The sequence below is a fragment of the Methyloceanibacter sp. genome, assembly GCF_050728395.1.
GTDB lineage: Bacteria > Pseudomonadota > Alphaproteobacteria > Rhizobiales > Methyloligellaceae > Methyloceanibacter.
Map to the genome: position 1 here is coordinate 1 of NZ_JBOHJB010000010.1, position 19,902 is coordinate 19,902.

Annotated in this window: 17 protein-coding genes; 5 read left to right on the forward strand and 12 right to left on the reverse strand. The window is 63.4% G+C overall.

The genetic code is table 11. The features are described from left to right. The 12 genes from ACREC7_RS03180 to ACREC7_RS03235 all read right to left on the reverse strand — a co-directional run. Positions 1-558, reverse strand: a 558-nt coding sequence (locus ACREC7_RS03180; RefSeq protein WP_431554243.1) for an aldehyde dehydrogenase family protein, incomplete at its 3' end; no start/stop codon positions are given. 19 nt (positions 559-577) lie between these two features. Continuing rightward, a complete protein-coding gene (locus tag ACREC7_RS03185) occupies positions 578-1,900 on the reverse strand; it encodes an aspartate aminotransferase family protein (protein ID WP_431554244.1) in 1,323 nt (440 codons plus the stop codon). A gap of 38 nt (positions 1,901-1,938) precedes the next feature. Beyond that, positions 1,939-3,234: a 4-aminobutyrate--2-oxoglutarate transaminase gene (gabT, locus tag ACREC7_RS03190; RefSeq protein ID WP_431554245.1), complete on the reverse strand. Its 1,296-nt coding sequence runs from the start codon at positions 3,232-3,234 to the stop codon at positions 1,939-1,941. Between the two features lie 51 nt (positions 3,235-3,285). Next, the gene (locus ACREC7_RS03195; protein ID WP_431554246.1) at positions 3,286-4,446 is read right to left on the reverse strand and encodes an ABC transporter ATP-binding protein; all 1,161 of its coding nucleotides are present in this window, start codon (positions 4,444-4,446) and stop codon (positions 3,286-3,288) included. Beyond that, positions 4,443-5,270 (reverse strand): ABC transporter permease, encoded by an 828-nt coding sequence (locus ACREC7_RS03200; protein WP_431554247.1) that lies wholly within the window; start codon positions 5,268-5,270, stop codon positions 4,443-4,445. Before ACREC7_RS03200 ends, ACREC7_RS03195 begins: the two co-directional genes overlap by 4 nt. 2 nt (positions 5,271-5,272) lie before the next feature. Further along, positions 5,273-6,160, reverse strand: a complete 888-nt coding sequence (locus ACREC7_RS03205) for an ABC transporter permease (RefSeq protein WP_431554248.1) — start codon at positions 6,158-6,160, stop codon at positions 5,273-5,275. A 62-nt stretch (positions 6,161-6,222) separates the two neighbouring features. After that, complete coding sequence (locus ACREC7_RS03210) at positions 6,223-7,320, reverse strand: ABC transporter substrate-binding protein (RefSeq protein WP_431554249.1); 1,098 nt, start codon at positions 7,318-7,320, stop codon at positions 6,223-6,225. A 144-nt stretch (positions 7,321-7,464) separates the two neighbouring features. After that, positions 7,465-8,916, reverse strand: a complete 1,452-nt coding sequence (locus ACREC7_RS03215; RefSeq protein WP_431554250.1) for an NAD-dependent succinate-semialdehyde dehydrogenase — start codon at positions 8,914-8,916, stop codon at positions 7,465-7,467. Positions 8,917-8,950: 34 nt separating this feature from the next. After that, positions 8,951-10,300, reverse strand: a complete 1,350-nt coding sequence (locus ACREC7_RS03220) for a glutamine synthetase family protein (RefSeq protein WP_431554251.1) — start codon at positions 10,298-10,300, stop codon at positions 8,951-8,953. After that, a complete protein-coding gene (locus tag ACREC7_RS03225; RefSeq protein WP_431554252.1) occupies positions 10,297-11,037 on the reverse strand; it encodes a gamma-glutamyl-gamma-aminobutyrate hydrolase family protein in 741 nt (246 codons plus the stop codon). The genes ACREC7_RS03220 and ACREC7_RS03225 overlap by 4 nt, the downstream gene beginning before the upstream one ends. Beyond that, positions 11,034-12,416 (reverse strand): aspartate aminotransferase family protein, encoded by a 1,383-nt coding sequence (locus ACREC7_RS03230; RefSeq protein ID WP_431554253.1) that lies wholly within the window; start codon positions 12,414-12,416, stop codon positions 11,034-11,036. The genes ACREC7_RS03225 and ACREC7_RS03230 overlap by 4 nt, the downstream gene beginning before the upstream one ends. A gap of 40 nt (positions 12,417-12,456) precedes the next feature. Further along, on the reverse strand, positions 12,457-12,615 hold the full coding sequence (locus ACREC7_RS03235) for a hypothetical protein (protein ID WP_431554254.1): 159 nt from the start codon (positions 12,613-12,615) through the stop codon (positions 12,457-12,459). A 49-nt stretch (positions 12,616-12,664) separates the two neighbouring features. Here ACREC7_RS03235 and ACREC7_RS03240 point away from each other — a divergent pair, with 49 nt between their 5' ends. The 5 genes from ACREC7_RS03240 to ACREC7_RS03260 all read left to right on the forward strand — a co-directional run bounded on the left by ACREC7_RS03240 (position 12,665) and on the right by ACREC7_RS03260 (position 19,892). Beyond that, positions 12,665-13,438: a TetR/AcrR family transcriptional regulator gene (locus tag ACREC7_RS03240; protein ID WP_431554255.1), complete on the forward strand. Its 774-nt coding sequence runs from the start codon at positions 12,665-12,667 to the stop codon at positions 13,436-13,438. Positions 13,439-13,743: 305 nt separating this feature from the next. After that, positions 13,744-14,487, forward strand: coding sequence for a TorF family putative porin (locus tag ACREC7_RS03245; RefSeq protein ID WP_431554256.1), 744 nt, complete (start codon positions 13,744-13,746; stop codon positions 14,485-14,487). Between the two features lie 151 nt (positions 14,488-14,638). After that, the gene (locus ACREC7_RS03250) at positions 14,639-16,681 is read left to right on the forward strand and encodes a molybdopterin-containing oxidoreductase family protein (RefSeq protein ID WP_431554257.1); all 2,043 of its coding nucleotides are present in this window, start codon (positions 14,639-14,641) and stop codon (positions 16,679-16,681) included. Between the two features lie 134 nt (positions 16,682-16,815). Further along, positions 16,816-19,116: a DUF1989 domain-containing protein gene (locus ACREC7_RS03255; RefSeq protein WP_431554258.1), complete on the forward strand. Its 2,301-nt coding sequence runs from the start codon at positions 16,816-16,818 to the stop codon at positions 19,114-19,116. A gap of 5 nt (positions 19,117-19,121) precedes the next feature. Further along, positions 19,122-19,892: a TIGR01458 family HAD-type hydrolase gene (locus ACREC7_RS03260; RefSeq protein ID WP_431554259.1), complete on the forward strand. Its 771-nt coding sequence runs from the start codon at positions 19,122-19,124 to the stop codon at positions 19,890-19,892. The last annotated feature ends 10 nt before the right edge of the window (positions 19,893-19,902 follow it).

Here is a 19,902-nt window from a genome sequence, read left to right on the forward strand (position 1 = left end):
CCAGATCAGCATCGAGGTGGAGGGATCGCGCTCGGACGGCTTCAGCACGAAGGTGTTTCCGCAAGCGATTGCAACAGGATACATCCACATCGGCACCATGGCCGGGAAGTTGAACGGGGTAATGCCGGCGACCACGCCGAGCGGCTGGCGGTCGGACCAAGAGTCGATCTCGGGACCAACATTGCGGCTGTATTCTCCTTTCAGGAGATGCGGAATGCCGCAGGCGAAATCGACGACGTCGATGCCGCGGGCGAGCTCGCCGCTTGCGTCGGCGTGGGTCTTGCCGTGCTCCTTGGAGATGGTGCGGGCGATCTCCTCGGCGTGACGATCGAGAAGCTCCTTGAAGCGGAACATGTGGGCGATGCGCTTGAGCGGCGGCGTGGCACCCCAGCCGAGCGCCGCCTTCCTGGCGGCGACGACGGCTTCATTGACCTCTTCCACGGTCGAGAGCAGGAGGCTAGCGGTCTGCTCTCCGGTCGCGGGGTTGTAGACGGGCGCCATCCGCCGCGACGAGGAGGTGAGCTTGCGGCCGTCGATGGCGTTCTGAATGGTTTGCATGGCGGCGGCGCCTTAAGCCTCAATTCGCCGTCTTGAGGACGCTTCCGAAAATATCGAAAAGCTGGTCGATCTCCTTCTTTTCGATAATGAGCGGCGGCGACAGCGCGATGGTGTCGCCGGTGGCGCGTACCAGGAGGCCGCGATTGAAGGCTTCGACGAAGCGCGTGTGCGCCCGCTTCATCGGCTCGCCAGGCATGGGATCGAACTCGATGGCGCCGATCAGCCCGATATTGCGGATGTCGATGACGTGCGGCAGGCCTTTCAGCGAGTGGAGGGCGTCCTGCCAATAGGGCGCAAGCTCTGCAGCGCGGGTCAGCAGCCCCTCCTCCTTGTAGACTTCGAGCGTGGCGATGCAGGCGGCGCAGGCGACCGGGTGGCCGGAATAGGTGTAGCCGTGGAAGAGATCGATGGCCTCCTCGGGGCCGGCCATGAACGCATCGTAGATCTTCGATTTTACGAACACCGCGCCCATCGGAATGGTGCCGTTGGTGATGCCCTTGGCCGTGGTGATGATGTCAGGCGAGACGCCGAAATAGTCGGCGCCGAACGGGGTGCCGAGGCGGCCGAAGGCGGTGATCACCTCGTCGAAGATGAGCAGGATGTCATGGCGGGCGCAGAACGCGGCGAGCCGCTTGAGGTAGCCTATGGGCGGGACCAGAACGCCGGTCGAGCAGGCGACAGGCTCGACGATAACGGCGGCGATGGTCGAGGCGTCGTGTAGCGTCACGAGACGCTCGAGATCGTCGGCAAACTCGGCGCCATGCTCCGGCTCGCCGCGGCTGAAGGCGTTGCGCGCGAGATCGTGGGTGTGGCGCAGATGGTCGACGCCGCTCAAGAGCGTGCCGAACCATTTGCGGTTGTTGGCGATGCCGCCGACCGAGGTGCCGCCGAAATTGACGCCGTGATAGCCGCGCTCGCGGCCGATCAAGCGCACTTTCGAGGCGTTGCCTTTGGCGCGTTGATAAGCGAGCGCAATCTTGAGCGCGGTCTCGACCGACTCCGAGCCTGAGTTGGTGAAGAACACATGATTGAAGCCGGGCGGGGCGACGTTGACGAGCTGCGAGGCGCATTCGAAGGCGCGCGGGTGGCCCATCTGAAAGGTGCCGGCGAAATCGAGCTCGCCAACCTGCTTGCGGATCGCCTCGACGATCTTGGGCCGGCAATGGCCGGCGTTGACGCACCACAGGCCGGAGGTGCCGTCGAGCACGCGGCGTCCGTCGTCAGTGGTGTAGTACATGCCTTCGGCGCGAACCAAAAGGCGCGGCGCCTTCTTGTACTCGCGGTTCGCCGAGTACGGCATCCAGAATGCTTCGAGGTCGTTGGTGGCGAGCTTGGCGCTCATGTCACTGCCTGATATCCGGTGTTGAAATCTAGAAGAGCTCACGCGACCCTGGTCACGGCTTCGGTGAGGCTCGTCTCGAAGATGTCCATGCCGTCGCGAACGATCTGATCGCTCGCGGTGAGCGGCGCGAGAAAGCGGATGACGTTGCCGTAGGTGCCGCAAGATAGCAGAATGAGCCCGTTCTCGTTGGCCACCTTCATCAAGGCCTGGGTCAGGTGCGGCGCGGGCTCGCCGCTCGCGGTGTCCTTCACGAGCTCGATGGCGCACATGGCGCCGAGCCCTCTCACATCGCCGACGCAATTGAGGTTGGAACGGGCCTTCAGCGCATGGCAACGGTCGAGAATGATCTTGCCGATGGCATTGGCGCGGTCGCAGAGATTTTCCTCTTCGATCGCGTCGAGCACGGCGTGGGCGGCGGCGCAGGCGACCGGATTGCCGGCGTAAGTGCCGCCGAGTCCGCCTGGGCCTGAGGCATCCATCACATCGGCGCGTCCGGTTATGGCGGACAGAGGCAGGCCGCCGGCCAGTCCCTTGGCCATCGCCACGACGTCGGCCTTGATGCCCGAGTGCTCGAGCCCGAACATTTTTCCGGTGCGGGCAAAGCCGGTTTGAATTTCGTCGGCGATCAGAACGATGCCGTGCTCGTCGCACAGCGTCCTTAAGCTTCGGAGGAAATCGAAGGGAGCGATGTAGAAACCGCCCTCCCCTTGCACCGGCTCGACGATGATGGCGGCAATGGTCGAGGAGTCGGCCGTGTATTTGAACAGAGCGTTCAGCGCAGCGAGGCTCTGCTCGCTGCTCACGCCGTGATAGGTGTTGGGGAAGGCGACGTTGTAGACGTCGGCGGGGAACGGTCCGAAGCCCTTCTTGTAGGGAACGACTTTGCCGGTCAGCGCCATGCCCATATGGGTGCGGCCATGAAAGCCGCCGCTGAACGAGACGATCCCCGGGCGGCCGGTAAAGGCGCGCGCGACCTTCACCGCATTCTCGACGGCTTCGGCGCCGGTCGAGACCAGCATGGTCTTGGCAGGCCCGGGAACGGGGGCAATCGCGTTCAGCCGCTCGGCCAGGCTCACATAGGATTCGTAAGGCGTGACCTGAAAGCAGACGTGGCTGAACGCCTTCAGCTGCTCCTCGACGGCGGCAACGACCTTCGGATGCTGATGGCCGGTATTGACCACGGCGATGCCCGAGCCGAAGTCGATATAGCGCTTGCCGTCCTCGCTCCAGATCTCGGCGTTCTTGGCGCGCTTGGCGTAGATGGCGGTCGCGTGGCTGACGCCGCGCGGCACGGCCGCTATCCTCCGCTCATGAAGCTCAGCGGATGTTGGCATGTGGACGTTCCATTCCCTTGTTCAAGAGTCTTCTTGTGAAGCGCAAGGCGTTCAGGACTGGAGCACGACCGGACTCGATCCGACCCAGCTCACCCAGACTTTCTCGCCGGCGCCGAAATCGTCCTGGTCGAAACGGGAGCGGTTGGGACGCGAGATCCTGATCAGCCGGCCGTTGGTCAACAGGACATGGTAGATCGAAATATCGCCGAGATAAGAGACGTCCTTGATCTCTCCCTTGGCGACGTTGTGGGCGGCCGGACACTCAGGCACTGCGGGCGGCGTGTCGGCATCCTTGTGCAGGTTCATCTTCTCGGGGCGGATCGCAACCCAGACGGAAGAGTCCTCCTTGCCGGCCACGCCATGAGGGACCTGAACGGGATACGGGTCGAGCTCAGGGCAGGCAACGACGGCTTCGTCGGGTTTGTCGTCAATCAGCTTGCCCTCGAACATGTTCACCGAACCGATGAAGTCGGCGACGAAACGTGAGGCGGGAAACTCGTAGAGGTCAGACGGCGTGCCCAGCTGGGCGATCGAGCCCTTGTTCATCACGGCGACGCGACAGGCAATCGCCAGAGCCTCGGTCTGGTCATGGGTGACCATGATGAAGGTGATGCCGACCTTCTGCTGCAGCTGCGACAGCTCGAAGCGCATGGCTTCGCGCAATTTGGCGTCGAGCGCCGAAAGCGGCTCATCGAGCAGCAGGACCTTCGGCTTTTTCACCAGAGCACGGGAGAGCGCCACGCGCTGGCGCTGGCCACCAGACAGCTGATCAGGCATGCGCGCGGCAAGGTGGCCGAGCTGCACGAGGTCGAGAGCTTCCTGCACGCGCCGGTCCCGCTCGGGCTGAGGCACGCCATCGATCTTGAGACCATAGGCGACATTGTCGGCGACCGTCATATGCGGGAAGACGGCATAGGACTGGAACACCATGTTCACGGCGCGCCGGTTGGGCGGGATCTCCGCCATGTCCTGCCCGTCGATCATGATGTGACCGTCGCTCGGCACTTCGAGGCCGGCAAGCATGCGCAGCAACGTCGTCTTGCCGCAGCCCGAAGGCCCGAGCAGGGCGAAGAACTCTCCCGGCATGATGTCGAGGCTGACATTGTCCACCCCGACCGTGGAGCCCCATCGCTTCGAGATGTTGCGGAAGCTGATGATGGGCTTGGCGGTGGTTTCGGCGTCCTTGGCTAACGCTTGGTCCACGGCACTCATCCTTTCTTCTGAGCTTTGCTCTGCATCACCATCATCACGACCATGAGCAGGATGGTGAGCAGGATCAGCATGGTCGATGCGGCATTGACCTCCGGCGTCACCGAGAAACGCAGCATCGAATAGACCTTGACCGGGAAGGTGATGGTGTCAGGCCCCGAGGTGAAAAACGTGATCACGAAGTCGTCGAGCGACAGAGTGAAAGCGAGTAGGCCGCCGGCGACCAGAGCCGGGCGCATATGGGGCACAAGAACGTCGCGGAATGCCTGCCAATCGTTGGCGCCGAGATCGCGGGCGGCCTCCTCCTGCTCCTTGTTGAAGCTCGCAAGCCGCGCGCCGACGACGAGCGCGACGAAGGGGAAGCAGAACGACACGTGGGCGATGATGATGGAGCCGAGACTGAGCGGCCACATCAGATTGTTGGGCCACGGTATGACGCGGGTGAAGAACAGCAGCATGGAGACGCCCATGCAGATTTCCGGCACCACCAGCGGCAGGGTGAAAGCGCCCTCAACCACAGTCTTGCCCGTGAAACGGTAGCGCCACAACAGAACCGCGGCGAGCGCGCCGATGGCGAGCGAAATGATCGTGGCGAAGAAGGCGATGGTCAGTGAATTGGCGAAGGCGATCATCAGGTCCTGGTTGCTGAACAGCTTCCGGTAGTAATCGAGGGTGAATCCGCGCCAAACGATGTTGCGCTTGGAGTCGTTGAAGCTGAAGGCGATCAGGGCAACGAGCGGCGCGTAGAGGAAGAAGAAGACGCCGAACAGCCAGAGACGCATCTGCCACATGCGGTTGTATTCGAGGGGCGCGCGTTTCTGAGCCATGGTCAGACCCCGTGACCTTCGGCGGGTTTGCCGCGGCTGAAATAGGCGCGCAGCGCGATCGCCGCGAAGGTCGCATACATCAACAGGAAGGATAGGGCTGCACCGAACGGCCAGTCATTGGCCTTCTTGAATTGGCGCTCGATGACGTTGGCGATCATCTGGCTGTCGGGCCCCCCGAGCAGATCCGGCGTGAGATAGGCTCCAAGCGCCGGGACGAAGGTGATGATGATACCGGAGATGATGCCAGGCAGCGCGAGCGGCACCACGATCGACCACAGCGTGCGGAGATGACCGGCGCCAAGGTCGAGACTCGCTTCGATGAGAGATTTGTCTAGCCGATCGAGTGCTGCGTAGAGCGGCAGCACCATGAACGGCAGATGCACGTAGACGAGCCCCACCACGACGGCAAAATTGTTGTAGAGCAGCTGAAGGGGCGTGAAATCGCCGAGCGGCTGCAAGCCCACCAGCGTCATGAGCCAGCTCGCGTTGTTCCAAAACCACTCGAGCGTGAAATTGGCGTAACCCTCGGTGCGCAACACCGCGATCAATGCGTAGGTGCGGATCAAGAGATTGGTCCAGAACGGTAGCATGACGAGCAGCAGCATCCACGGCCGCCAGCGCTCGCTGGCGAAGACGATGGCGAGCGCCACCGGAAAGCCGACGATGAGGCAGAGCAGCGTGGTGACGCCGGCCACGAAAATCGACTTGACGAAGATGCCGAGATAGAGCGGCTGTAGAGCGCGCAAATAATTGGCGAAGGTGCCGCTGATATCGACTTCGGTCAGGCCCGCGTTTTGACCGAAGCTGTAGGCCCAGACTATGGCGAGCGGAGCGAGGAAGAACACTACTACCCAGACGATGGGTGGGAGTGCCGTTGCCAAGAAGGCCATCCGGCGTTCTTGCGTCTGCGTTGCCATCTGTCGTTCGCTACCTCACAAGCGCGCCTGTTCGATCAGGCCGCGCGTAGCCGCGTCATCGCTTCGTCGAGAAGACGCGTAAATTCAGGGCCGAGGTAATTCGGGTACTCGCACTTGGCGATGATGTCGGCAGGCGGGAAAATCACCGGATTGTCCCTGTAGGACGCGGGCATCAGCGCCACGGCCGCCGCGTTCGGCGATGGGTATTTGATGGTCGTGGAGATCTCGGCCCCGACCTTCGCGTCCAAGATGTGGTTGATGAATTCGAGCGCGTTCTCCGGATGCGGCGCACCTTTCGGGATGGCCAGGGTATCCTGCTGCCTCATGGCGCCTTCCTTGGGGACGACGAAGTTGATGTCCTCATCCTCGGTCATGATCTGGGCGATGTCGCCGTTGTACTCCATCACCACGTCGACCTCGCCCGACAGCAGAAGGTCCTGACCGTTGTCCTCGTGGAAGGCTTTGATGTTTGGCTTCTGCTTGATGAGCATTTCCTCAGCCTGCTTCAGCAGCTCCGGCGAGGTCGAGTTCAGGGATTGGCCGAGATATTTGAAGCAGTTGCGGAACAGCTCACTCGCGTCAGACATGACCGCGATCTTGCCCTTGTAGACGTCGGAATCGAACAGCCACTTCCAGCTGTCCGGTGTCTCCTTGACCTTGGATTTGCGGTAACCGATGCCGATGACGAGCCAGGTATAGGGCATGCTGAACTTGCGGCCTGGATCAAAGGGTGCGTCCTTGATGAACTCGGGCGCGATATTCTTGATGTTCGGGATCTTGGCATGGTCGAGCGGCTCGAGCAGGTTTGCCTGGATCATGCGCTCGACGAACTCGCTGCCCGGAACGATGACGTCGAAGCCAGGGTTGCCGGCGCGCAGCTTGGCAAAGAGCTCGTCGTTGGTGGCGAACAGGCTCATATTGACGTCGATGCCGCTCGCCTCCTTGAAGGTCTCGAGCGTCGTCTCGCCGATATAGGTGTCCCAGTTGTAGAAATTGAGCTTTGGCTCTTCCTTGGCCCAGGCGGGAGACTTCTTACCGAGGAGGCTGATGCCGACAGCGGCAGCGCCGAGACCCTTCAGAAGGGAGCGGCGTGAAGTGGGTTTGGTGAAAGATTTGGCGTGCGCGTCGGTCATACTCACTCTCCCATATGCTTGCTGGTGGTGGTCTCGCTCGGCCTCTCAGTTTGCTGGTTGTGGTTCGTGCGCCGCCAAGTATGGCCGCTACCGGCTGACGTCGCCAGCGCATTTGATAGCCACTGTGGGCCTGGGCGAGACCGATTATGCATCGATGGCTCCCAGGCAGATGTATTTGATTTCGAGGTACTCTTCCAAGCCCTCGGCGGCGCCCTCGCGGCCGAGACCTGATTCCTTGACGCCGCCGAAGGGCACGACCTCGTTGGAGAAGATGCCTTCGTTGACGCCGACCATGCCGGCGTCGAGCTTCTCGGCGACGCGCCAGGCGCGGCTCAAATTCTGGCTGAACAAATAGGCGGCAAGGCCGAACGGCGTGTCGTTGGCGAGCCTGATCGCATCGGCCTCGGTGTCGAAGCGCACCAGTGCCGCGACCGGGCCGAAGATCTCCTCGCGCACGATCTCCATGTCGGGGGTCACGTCGCCCACGACGGACGGGCGGTAGAAGAGCGGGCCGGCCGCGTCGAGCGTGCCGCCGGTCAGGACCTTCGCGCCCTTGTCGACGGCGTCGCCGACGAGCGCCTCGACCTTCTTGATTGCGTCCTGGTTGATCAGCGGGCCAATCGCGGTGCCGCTTTCCATGCCTGGGCCGACGGCAAGCTTCTTCACCGCCTCGACCAGCGCTGCGGCGAAGCGATCGTAGATGCCGGACTGCACGAGGATGCGATTGGCGCAGACGCAAGTCTGGCCGGCATTGCGATATTTGGAGGCCATGGCGCCGGCCACCGCCTGGCCGAGATCGGCGTCGTCGAACACGACAAGCGGCGCGTTGCCGCCGAGCTCAAGCGTGAGCTTCTTCACCGTGTCGGCGCATTGCCGGTAGAGCATCTTGCCGACGCCGGTCGACCCGGTGAAGGAGAGCTTGCGCACCCGGCCATCCTCACAGAAGACCTTGCCAACGGCCGCCGCATCCTTGGTGGTCACGATGTTGAGCACGCCCGCAGGCACACCGGCATCGAGCGCGAGCTTGGCGATGGCGAGCGCGCAGAGCGGCGTCTCCGCCGCGGGCTTGACCACGATGGTGCATCCGGCAGCGAGCGCCGGTGCCACTTTGCGCGTGATCATGGCGATCGGGAAATTCCAGGGCGCGATTGCGGCGACGACGCCGATCGGCTGCTTGATGGTGAGGTAGCGCTTTGACGCCACGGTGGTGGGAATCGTTTTCCCGTAGGCGCGCTTGCCTTCTTCGGCGAACCACTCGATGAACGAGGCGCCATAGCCAACCTCGGCGCGAGACTCTGCGAGCGGCTTGCCCTGCTCGGTGGTCATCAGTTGGGCGAGGGCTTCGGTCTCGGCGGTGACGAGATCGAACCACCGCCTGAGGATGGTGGCGCGTTCCTTTGCGGTCTTGGCGGACCAGGCCGGCAGCGCGCGAGCAGCAGCGTCGATGGCGCGGGCCGCATCGTCGGCGCCGAGATTAGGGACGGTGGCCACCTCGCCACCCGTCGCCGGATCGGTGACAGAAAAGGTCCTGTTGGACGTGACCCACTGCCCGTCGATCAGGGCCGCGGTCGGAAACTTCCTGGCGATCATGGTCATGTTCAATCTCCGTCAGCGTATCGTAATGAGAACCTCATGCGACACGCGAATACCAGAGGTGATCGAGCGGGGTGACGATACGCTCGAAGTTGCTGCGCTCGGCATGTTTCAGGCGAGAATAGACGTCCTGGAAGGGCGCGCCGAAAGCGCCGCGAACGATCTCCGAGCGCTGGAAGCGTTCGAGCGAGTTGACCCAGGCAGTGGGCAGCGGTGGCGCTTCCACCGCCTCCGAGTTGCCTTCGACGGCCGGCCCGGGATCGATCTGGTTGGCAATGCCGTGGCTTACGCCTGCAAGAATCGACGCGACCACGAGATAGGGATTGGCATCGGCGCCGGCGACGCGATGCTCGATGCGGGTCGCGCTGCCGTTGCCACAGGGAATGCGCAAGGCCACCGTGCGATTGTTGAAGCCCCAATGCGCGGCCATGGAGACATAGGCCTTCGGCACATAGCGGCGGTAGGCGTTGGCGGACTGCGCCCAAACCGCCATGAAATCCGCCATGCTATCGCGCATGCCGCCAAGCGCATAACGGAAGAGCGGCGAGATCGGGTCGCCGGCAAAAAGGTTCTGTCCCGATTTGTCGAGAAGGCTCAAGTGGACATGCATGCCGGAGCCGGCCCAGTCGTGGTGCGGCTTGGCCATGAAGGTGGCTTCGAGCCCATGCGCCCGCGCCGCAGCCTTCACCGCGCGCTTCAACAGCAAGCCGTCGAGCGCCGCGGCGACCGCGTCGGCGCGGTGCTTCAGGTTGATCTCGAACTGTCCGGGGCCCGATTCTTTCATGATCGTGTCGACAGGAAGACCCTGGACGTCACAAATACGGTAGACGTCATCGATGAAGGGAGAAAGCGCGTCCATCTCCTCAAAGCCGAAGGTGTGCGGCCGGCTCGGATCGTCGGAGACGCCTTCCGGCGTGTGCAGCATGGCGGCGCCATTCGTGGACCGGCGCGAGACATAGAACTCGAGCTCCACGGCCGCGACCGGCGTCCGGCCGGCGCGCGCAAGTCGCTCGACCTGGTCGATCAGCACGCCACGCGGGTCGAGCTCATCCTTGGCGTCAACGACCATCACGACTTGTGCGTGCCTGCCGTCGCCGACAGGGATCGGGACGAGCGTCCCTGAGAGAAGGTGGCAGTGATGGTCCCGATCGCCGGTCTCCCATAAGCGGCCGGTCGCCTCAACGCAATTGCCGAGCGGGTCCATGATGAAAACCGAGGTCGGCATCATGAGGCCGCTTTTGGCGACGCCGATGAGATCGCAGCGGCGGATGCGCTTGCCGCGCGGAATGCCGTTCATGTCGAACAGGAAGGCGTCGATCCAATGCACCCCCGGGTTTGCCTCGAGAAAGGCCTGAGCCTCATCGATGGTGAGCCGTGCGGCCGTCATGACGCTGCGACGCCTCTCGCGGCCGCGCCGAAGCGGCGGAACAGCGAGGCTGAGACGGGATTCGACTTCACTCCCCATTCGGGGTGCCACTGCACGCCCAAGCAGAACGCCGCGTCGTCAGGCCCGCGCGCGGCCTCGACCAGGCCATCCTCCGCGAAAGCTTCCGGCTTCAGCGCGTCGGCGAGGCGAGCGATGCCCTGCGAGTGCAGCGAGTTGACCAGCAGCCTGTCGCTTCCGACCCAATCGCGCAATTTGCCGCGAAGGGCCACCGTGTGCACTGGGCCGTACATCTCATCGAGCGGAAGCTCGAACCTTGGGCGGTGGTCCTTATGCCCGTTTACGTCGTGAACCGCCTGATGCAGGCTGCCGCCGAGCGCCACGTTCAGCTCCTGGAAGCCGCGGCAGATTGCGAACAGTGGCGTCTTGCGCTCGACCGCGGCCCTGATGAGCGGAAGCGTGAGCGCATCGCGAAAAGGATCGAGCGCGTCGGGCAGGATCGGAGCCTCGTCGCCATAATGCTCGGGCGCGACATTCGAGACGCTGCCTGTCAGAAGGATGGCATCGGCCACATCGAGGACGGACGCGACATCGGATATGCCGGGGCCGACCGGCACGAGCAGCGGCTGGCACTCGGCGATCTCGGCGATGGCTGTCGCGTATTTTCGTCCCACGGCGTCGAAAACATAGCCTTCGATCATGGTGGTGCAAGCCGGGAGGACGACGACTGGACGGCTCATGCGGCGAGTTCTCCGGCGACGTCGTTCAGCGTGAGATCGAGCGCGCGGGCGATCACCTCCTCAGCCTCATCGAACTGGTCTTGGGTCCAGATCAACGGCGGGGCGGTGACCATGGTGTCGAACACCGCGCGCATGATGAAACCTTCGCCGAAGAAATGATCGCGGCAGATGAGGCCGACGCGGCCAAGATCGGCGAAGCGGCGGCGGGTGCGCTTGTCGGCGACGAGTTCGATAGCGCCGAGCAGCCCGACCGAGCGAACCTCGCCGACGAGCGGGTGGTCCTTGAATTTCGCCAGCATCTTAGCGAGCGCCGGCCCGGTAAACTCCTTGACGCGCGGGACAAGCTTCTCCTGCTCGATGATTTCGAGATTCTTGAGCGCCACGGCGCAGGCCACGGGGTGACCCGAGAAGGTGTAGCCGTGATTGAAGTCGTCGGCGTGAGCCATCAGCACATCGACGATCTTGTCGTCGACGATGACGCCGGAGAGCGGGATGTAGCCCGACGTCGCCGCCTTGGCGAAGGTGATGAGGTTGGGGCGGATGCCGTAATACTGCGATGCGAACCACGTGCCGAGGCGGCCGAAGCCGGTGATCACCTCGTCGGCAAGGAGCAGGATGCCGTATTTGTCGACGATGCGTTGCACCTCTGGCCAGTAGCTCTCGGGGGCAATCTTGACACCGCCCGCTCCTTGCACCGGCTCGCCGGCGAAGGCGGCAACGTTCTCCGGACCAACCGCCAGGATCTCATCCTCGAGCGCGCGCGCGGCGCGAATGCCGAAGGCTTCCGGCGACTCGCCCTCCCTCGACTCGCCGTACCAATAGGGGTCCATGATGTGGCGGAAGCCCTCATAGACGGGATAGCTGTGCGCGTGCATGTGAGCCATGCCGCCCATCGAGCCAGCGGCGATGGTCGACCCGTGATAGGCATTCTTGCGCGAGATGATGATGCGCCGCTTGGGCTCGCCCTTGAGCGCCCAATAGTGACGGATCAGGCGGATCGCGGTGTCGTTCGATTCAGAGCCTGACGAGCCATAGAACACCTGGTTGAGGTTGTCTGGGGCGAGTTCGGCAAGCTTGCGCGACAGAAGCACGACGGGCGGATGCGTGGTGCGGAAGAAGGTATTGGAGAACGGCAGCTCGAGCATTTGCCGGTAGCCGGCCTCGGCGAGCTCCTTGCGGCTGTGGCCGAGATTAGCCGTCCACAGGCCGGACATGCCATCGAGGATGCGCGTGCCCTCGCTGTCCCAGAGATAAGGCCCGTCGCCGCGCACGATGACGCGCGCCCCACCGCTGCGGAGCGACTGGTGATCGGTGAAGGGGTGCAGATGGTGAAGAGCGTCGAGCTCTTGCAATTGCGCGGATTGGTATTGATTCGTCACCTAAAAACCTCCAGCAGAGCGTGACCCAGGGGCCGTCCAACTAGCGCTGGGAACTCGTGTGGGGGGTGTAACCGATACGGGCGCAGAGCAGGAGGAGGCGCGCTTTCGGGTTCAGTCCGCTCAAGGCAAGTGCTGTCGGGGAGGCAAGCACGCCGGTGGGCCGCCGCACACTCTCGGCGATCGATCTTGAACCGGTCACGCGACTTCTCCACTGCCTCCGAGGCCCCAGTCAGCCTTGACAGGGGTTCATGAGCGAGTATGGCTACGCCGAAGACTTTATTGGCTACGGTGTAGAATTGTCAACGCAAACAGCGCGCAAGGCCGCTTCCCGCCCGCGCGGACGGCGTGGCCTCGATCGAAATGCCATATTGGATGCGGCGTTCGACATGATGTCGCACGTCGGCGAAGTCGGTTTTTCGGTGCGCAAGCTCGGATCGCGCATCGGCGTCGATCCAATGACGGTCCTGCACCATTTCGGATCGAAGGACGAGCTGTTGCGGGAGATCGCCGACCGAGCGCTCGCCACGGTTGAGCTGCCGCTGCCATCCGCCGACTGGCGCGCCGATCTGCGCAAGGTCGCGGTGGCCTACCGGGACCTTGCCCACCGTCATCCGCGCCTGTTCCACCTGCATTTCCGCTTCCACGCCACGGGGCCTGCCGATCATGCTTCGAGCGAGGTGGTCTACCGGGCGCTGCGGAGCGCCGGGGTCAGCGATGCCGAGGCGGCCGGTCTTGGGCTTGCCTTCTACGCCTTCATCCTCGGTTATGCCCTGGCCGAGGCTGAAGGACTGCTCCGCCCGATCAGCGATGAGGACGAGGCGGAACTGCTGGCGCTCGATCCGCTGTCCTGCCCGGCGACGCAAGCGCTGATCCCGGCTTTCAAGGCACTTGACCGCGACGCGGCCTTCGACGCCTCGGTCGACGCCTTCGTTGACGGGGTTTCATGCCGGTGCAAGGCTCACGCCCCCCGCCGGGGATCGCGAATGCATGGCAGCCGACAGCGGGTTGGCTCGCCGCGATAGACTAATTCTTGGGTTGCGGCCGGATTGGTCCGTCGTCCAAGTAGAAACGGCGGCGGTAAAGGGGGCGAAAAGCATCGCCAGGGGGCAAAAAAGCATGGTCTGCCAATCCAATGAGCAAAAAAGCTTGTCTAGATGCAAACCTGCCACAGTGCTTCAGCAACTTGCAGGAAACAGGGATTTTTTGATTGCTGCTGGGACCGGTGTTTGTACTGTAGTGGGGGACTGGAAGGCTGGGTTGAGTCTCGGCCCTTATCGCAATGAGAAGACCTCCGCACACAGGGGGTTACAAAACGGGGACTTAAGCAATGGCACGGGGAAGCTGTCTTGCAGGGATCATGAAATCGGGCGCTCTGGCAGCGGCACTTATCGCGGGGGCGGTAGCGCCGGGCTATGCAGATGACGCGCCGAAGCTGTCGCTCACGGGAGTCGCGAGCTTCACGACGGACTATATGTTCCGCAGTATCTCCAACACGAATCAGAATCCCGCGGTGCAGCCCGAATTCGATTTGACCTACGGCATCTTCTTCGCCGGCATTTGGGGATCCAATACCGCATTCGGTGAGAACATCGAGATCGACTACTATGGCGGCATCGCGCCGAAATGGGGCGACGTCACCTTCAACATCACCGCTCTCGAATACACCTACCCTGGCGCCAACGATATCGACTATTTCGAGTTGAAGGGCGGAGCGTCCTGGACCACCGGCGCCTGGACCCTCAGCGTCAACGACTGGTGGTCGCCGGACAATTTCCAGTTTTTTGGCAACTCTAATGCGATCGAGGGCGCGGTCGCCTATGCCTTCAAATCGAAGCTTTTCAATTTCTTCTCACCCAGCGTCAGCGGCACCGTCGGCTACCAGACCTACGAGATCAATGCCGACAACTACACGTATTGGAATGCCGGCCTGACCCTCGGTTTCCTGGAGCACTGGTCTGCTGACATCCGCTACTTCGACACCGACTACAACGAGACACAGTGCTTTGCACAGAGCGGTGGGCGGAACAACTGCGATGCGCGGGCGGTGGGTACCGTCAAGGCCACGTTCTAGCGATTTCAGAACTTCCCTAAAGCAACTTCCACTTAAAAGGGCGCCCCTCGAGGCGCCCTTCTTTTTTTGCCCGTCCCTGTCAACCTTACCGGCATGGCTTCAGGCCGGAATGTGGTAGCCTGGCGTCGCTTCAGACAGGCCAAGGCCGACAATGCCGCAAGAGGACGTTGTCAAAACCACTTGTTCGCGTGATTGCTACGACGCCTGCGGTCTCGCCGTATATAAAGAGAACGGGGTCATCACCAAGGTTCTGGGTGACCCCGATCACGCCATCTCGCGCGGCAAGCTCTGCGGCAAGTGCGCCATCGCCTATAACGGCGCCTGGCGCGATCCAGCGCTCCGTCTCACCAGCCCCTTGCGGCGGGTTGGGGCGAAGGGCACCGCCACCTTCGCCGAGATCTCCTGGGACGAGGCTCTGGCCGAAATCGCCGCACGCTTCCGCGGCGTGATCGACGCTGGAGATGAGGCCAATATCCTGCATACGCATTACACCGGAACCGTGAGCTTGATCGCCGGCGCCTTCCCGCTCCGCCTGTTCAACCGCATGGGCGCGACCGAGGTCGATCCGGACACGGTCTGCAACAAGGCCGGCCACGTCGCCCTTGAACTCACCTTCGGCAATTCGCTCGAAGGCTTCGACCCGCGCACCGCCAAGGACGCCCGCACCATCCTGATCTGGGGCGCCAATCCATCCCACTCAGCGCCGCATCAGGACATGGTGTTCGTGCGAAAAGCGGCGGAGGCTGGCGCCAGGATCATCGTCGTCGATCCGATCGGGCACGACACGGCGCTCGCCGCCGACATGCACCTCAAGCTGTTGCCCGGCACCGACGCGGCACTCGCCTTCGCCTTCCTCAACGTGATGCGCGAGAAGGGATTGGTCGATCGGGCCTTTCTCGACGAGCACGTTCTCGGCGCCGAGGCGCTCTATGCCGCCATCGACAGCATGCCGCTCGCCAAGGCGGCAGAGCTTTGCGGCCTTCCCGCCGATCTGATCGAGAATGCGGCAACCGCCTATGCGATCGGCCCTTCCCTGCTCTGGCTCGGACAGGGCGTGCAGCGCCAACGGCAGGGCGGCAACGTATTCCGCGCGTTGGCGGCGCTCGTCGCCTTCTCCGGCAATGTGGGCAAGCCGGGCGCCGGGTTCCTCTACATGAACGGGACCAACGGCCGCGGCATCGATATGAGCATGATCACCATGCCGGAGCTTGCCCGCGAGGGAACCAAGTCCATGAGCCACATGGATCTTGCGCCGACCCTCGAGAACCCGCGCCGCTCAAAAGCCTTGGTCAATTGGAACAACAATCCGGCCGCCTCGTCTCCGGAGCAGGGCCGCTTGCGCAAGGCGCTCGAGCGTGAAGACCTGTTCCACGTCGCGGTCGATCTCTTCCACACCGACACGACCGCCTACGCCGATTTTGTGCTGCCGGCCGCGAGCTTCCTCGAATTCAACGACCTCGTGCTCCCCTATTTCGACCTCACCCTGTCGGCCCAGGTGAAGACCTGCGAGCCGCCAGGCGAAGCGCTGCCCAACCAGGAGATCTTCCGGCGGCTCGCGCGCGCCATGGGCTATAACGATCCGGGGCTGTTCGAAAGCGAGGCCGATCTGATCGACCGGTTGCTGGCGCAAGCTCCCTATGAGGGCAGTTTTGCCGATCTCGCCAAGGTCGGCACCACGACCCTGTTCGCCGAGCCCCGGCTGCAATTTGCCGATCTCAAATTTGCAACGCCGTCAGGCCGCATCGAGCTCGCAAGCGACCGTGCTGTCGAGCTGGGGCTACCGCATGTGCCAACCCCTCATGCCGACGAGCGCACCAAGCCCGGCCAGTTGCGCATCATCTCCCCGGCGTCGCCTTGGCAAATGAACTCGAGCTACGGGAACGACCAGGTCATTCAGCGGCGGCTCGGGCCGGCGACCGTCACGCTTCATCCCGACGATGCCACGGCCCAAGGCTTCGCCGAGGGCGACAGCGTCGTCCTGGTCAACGAAGCCGGGCGCCTGAAGCTTGCCGTCACCATTTCCAAGGCGGCACAGCCCGGCGTCGGCATTATCTATAAAGGACGATGGCCAAGCGCATCGCCGAACGATGCCAACGTCAACGTGCTTGTCGCCGGGCGCAAGAGCGACATGGCCGAAAGCACCACGGTGCACAGCACGGTGGTTCGCTTGGAACGGGCAGAGGCGCCGGCCTGACCTTGATCGGGGCCGTGACATTGGCTACCGTCTGAAGCACATCCGTTGAAGGACGGAGCGCCGAGTTGGTTTTTCCCAGCGACCAGAGTGTCAGGCCAGGACCGCCAAGGCCTTCTTCTATTCTGCGGCCCGGCATGCGCTCGCTTGCTCCCGGCGAGGAGCGCTACACCGTGCCAGGCGGCGGCGCCATTGCCGTGCCCATCCATACCGGCGACCGCGTGCGCCTCGTCGATGTCGAAGGCATGCAGGCTTGTGAGCTGGTGGCTACCGATGCAACCGGCGCCATCGATCCCGGCATCCTCGGCGCCCGCGGGAGCGGCGATGCGAGCGGGCTCAAGCAAATTCTGAGCGGGAACAGCGAAAGCGCGCGCATCGTGCGCGCCGGCCTCGAGCGGCGCGGTATCGATCTCGCTCACGCCCGGGTTATCACGCTGTTCGGCGGCGACTCCCGGCCGGGAGAGTCGGCAGAATTCACCCTCACGCGCGACGGACTTCTGATCGTGGCCGCGCCAGGGACCGTCATGGAGGCCGGCGCGCAAAACACAGTCACGCCGATCCGCCTCCACATCCAGCGCTCCAGCCTCAGCGCGCCGAACGAAACCCACCTGCCGGAGCCGCTCGCCGACCCGCTTCAGGATATCCGTGTCAACCAGTCGACGGCCGAGGCCTACGTTGTGCGTGCTGGCGAGTATATTCAGATCATCGACGTCGCAGGCCAGCAATGTACCGACTTCCAGTGCTTTGCCGCGCGCAAGCTCGACAAGGGCGTGGAGCATCCGCTCGACTTCACCACTACCCGTTCGCTCATCGGCCTGAGCTATCCGCTTCCAGGCCTCGCCTCCAAGGCCTTCGATCAGGACATGCAGCCGCTCGTCGAGGTGGTGCGCGACACCGTCGGGCGCCATGATGCCTTCGGTCTTGCCTGCAGCGTGCGCTATTATGACGACCAGGGTTACCCCGGCCATGTCAATTGCACAGACAATTTCAATACACAGCTTGCGCCTTACGGCATCGCGCCGCGCCAGGGCTGGATGGCGCTCAACCTCTTTTACAATACCGGCATCGACGCGCATAACGTGCTCTATTTCGACGAGCCGTGGTCGCGCCCGGGCGACTACGTGCTGCTGCGCGCGGTCACCGATCTTGTCTGCGTCTCATCGTCTTGCCCGGACGACATCGATCCGGCCAATGGGTGGAACCCGACCGACATCCATGTGCGCACCTATTCCGACAAACAAAGCTTCTCCAGAGCGGTGGCCTATAGAATGACCCCAGACGCCGAGCCTCAGCTCACGCGCGAAACCGCGTTTCACCCGCGCTTCTCGGCGCTTACGCGCAACTACACGGAATATCGGGGTTACTGGCTGCCGACCCGGTTCTCCAATGACGGGCCGGTGGCCGAATATTGGGCTTGCCGCGAGCGCGCAACGATCATGGACCTGTCGCCCTTGCGTAAGTTCGAGGTGACTGGCCCCGACGCCCAGTCGCTCCTGCAATATGCGCTCACCCGCGACGTGCGGAAGCTCGCCGTCGGCCAGGTGGTCTATACCGCCATGTGCTACGAGCATGGCGGTATGATCGACGACGGCACGCTGTTCCGCCTCGGCGACAACAATTTCCGTTGGATCGGCGGCGACGACTATGGCGGCGTCTGGCTGCGCGAGCAGGCCGAGAAGCTTGGGCTGAAGGCGTGGGTGCGCTCATCGACTGATCAGTTGCACAACGTCGCCGTGCAGGGGCCGAAGAGCGGCGATATCCTGCGCGAGATCGTCTGGACGCCGTCGACCCAGCCCACCGTCGGCGAGCTCGGCTGGTTCCGCTTCACCATCGGGCGCATCGGCGGCTACGAGGGCGTGCCGGTCGTAGTGTCGCGCACCGGCTATACCGGCGAACTCGGCTACGAGGTGTTCTGTCATCCCAGGGATGCACTCACCGTATTCGACGCGATCTGGCAGGCCGGCGAACCGCACGGGCTGATGCCGCTAGGCTTGCAAGCGCTCGACATGGTGCGCATCGAGGCCGGTCTTGCCTTTGCGGGCTATGAATTCTGCGACCAGACGGATCCGTTCGAAGCAGGCATCGGCTTCACCGTGCCGCTTGCGGCGAAGAACGAGGACTTTATCGGCCGCAAGGCGCTGCTTAGGCGGAAGGAGCACCCGCAAAAGGTGCTGGTCGGGCTCGAGATGGAGGGCGACGAAACGGTGGGACACGGCGACTGCATCCATATCGGCCGCGCCCAGATTGGCGTAGTCACCAGCGCCACCCGCTCGCCGATCCTGAAGAAGACGATCGCGCTCGCACGCCTCGATGTCAGCCACGCCGGGATCGGCACCGAGGTCGAGGTCGGCAAGCTTGACGGCCACCAGAAGCGTCTGCCTGCGCGCGTCGTGCGCTTCCCGCATTACGATCCGGAGAAGACGCGCGTGCGTGCGTAATTGGGATGATACGCGCAGTTCTGCTCGATCTCGCCGGCGTCGTTTACCAGGGCGAGGTGCCGCTGCCGGGCGCGGTCGATGCGGTCGCTGGCTTGCGCCAGGCGGGGTTGCGCCTGCGCTTTCTCACCAATACCACCAGGATGCCGAGACGGGCGCTGCACTCGCGTCTGAACGACATGGGCATCAGACTCGTTGACGAGGAGCTGTTCACGCCGGCACAAGCAGCGAGGGCGTGGCTTGCGGCCAGGAAGCTTTCGCCGTACCTCCTGATCCATCCCGCGCTTGCCGAGGACTTTGCTGGGCTTAGCGGCTCAGAGGGTGAAGCCGTCGTGGTCGGCGACGCCGCTCACGGCTTCACCTACGCCGCGCTCAACGAAGCGTTCCGCAAGCTGCTGGCAGGCGCCGAATTTCTGGCGCTCGCGCGCAATCGCAGTTTCAAGGACGAGGATGGCGAGCTCAGCCTTGACGCCGGCGCATTCGTGGCCGCGCTGGAATATGCCACTCAACGCGAGGCGGTCTTGCTCGGCAAGCCAGCTCCCGATTTCTTCAAGGCCGCGCTCGCCAGCACCGCCTGCGAGGTCAAGGAGGCGGTCATGGTCGGTGATGATGCTGAGGCCGACATCGCCGGCGCGCTATTGGCCGGCATTCGCAGCGCGCTTCTGGTCCGCACCGGCAAGTACCGGCCGGGAGACGAGAGGAGAGCGGATCCGCCCCCGAGCGGCGTTGTTGAGGATCTCGCCGCGGCAGCGCGCTGGATCCTGGAGCGCCGCTTCTAAGGAAAAGGCC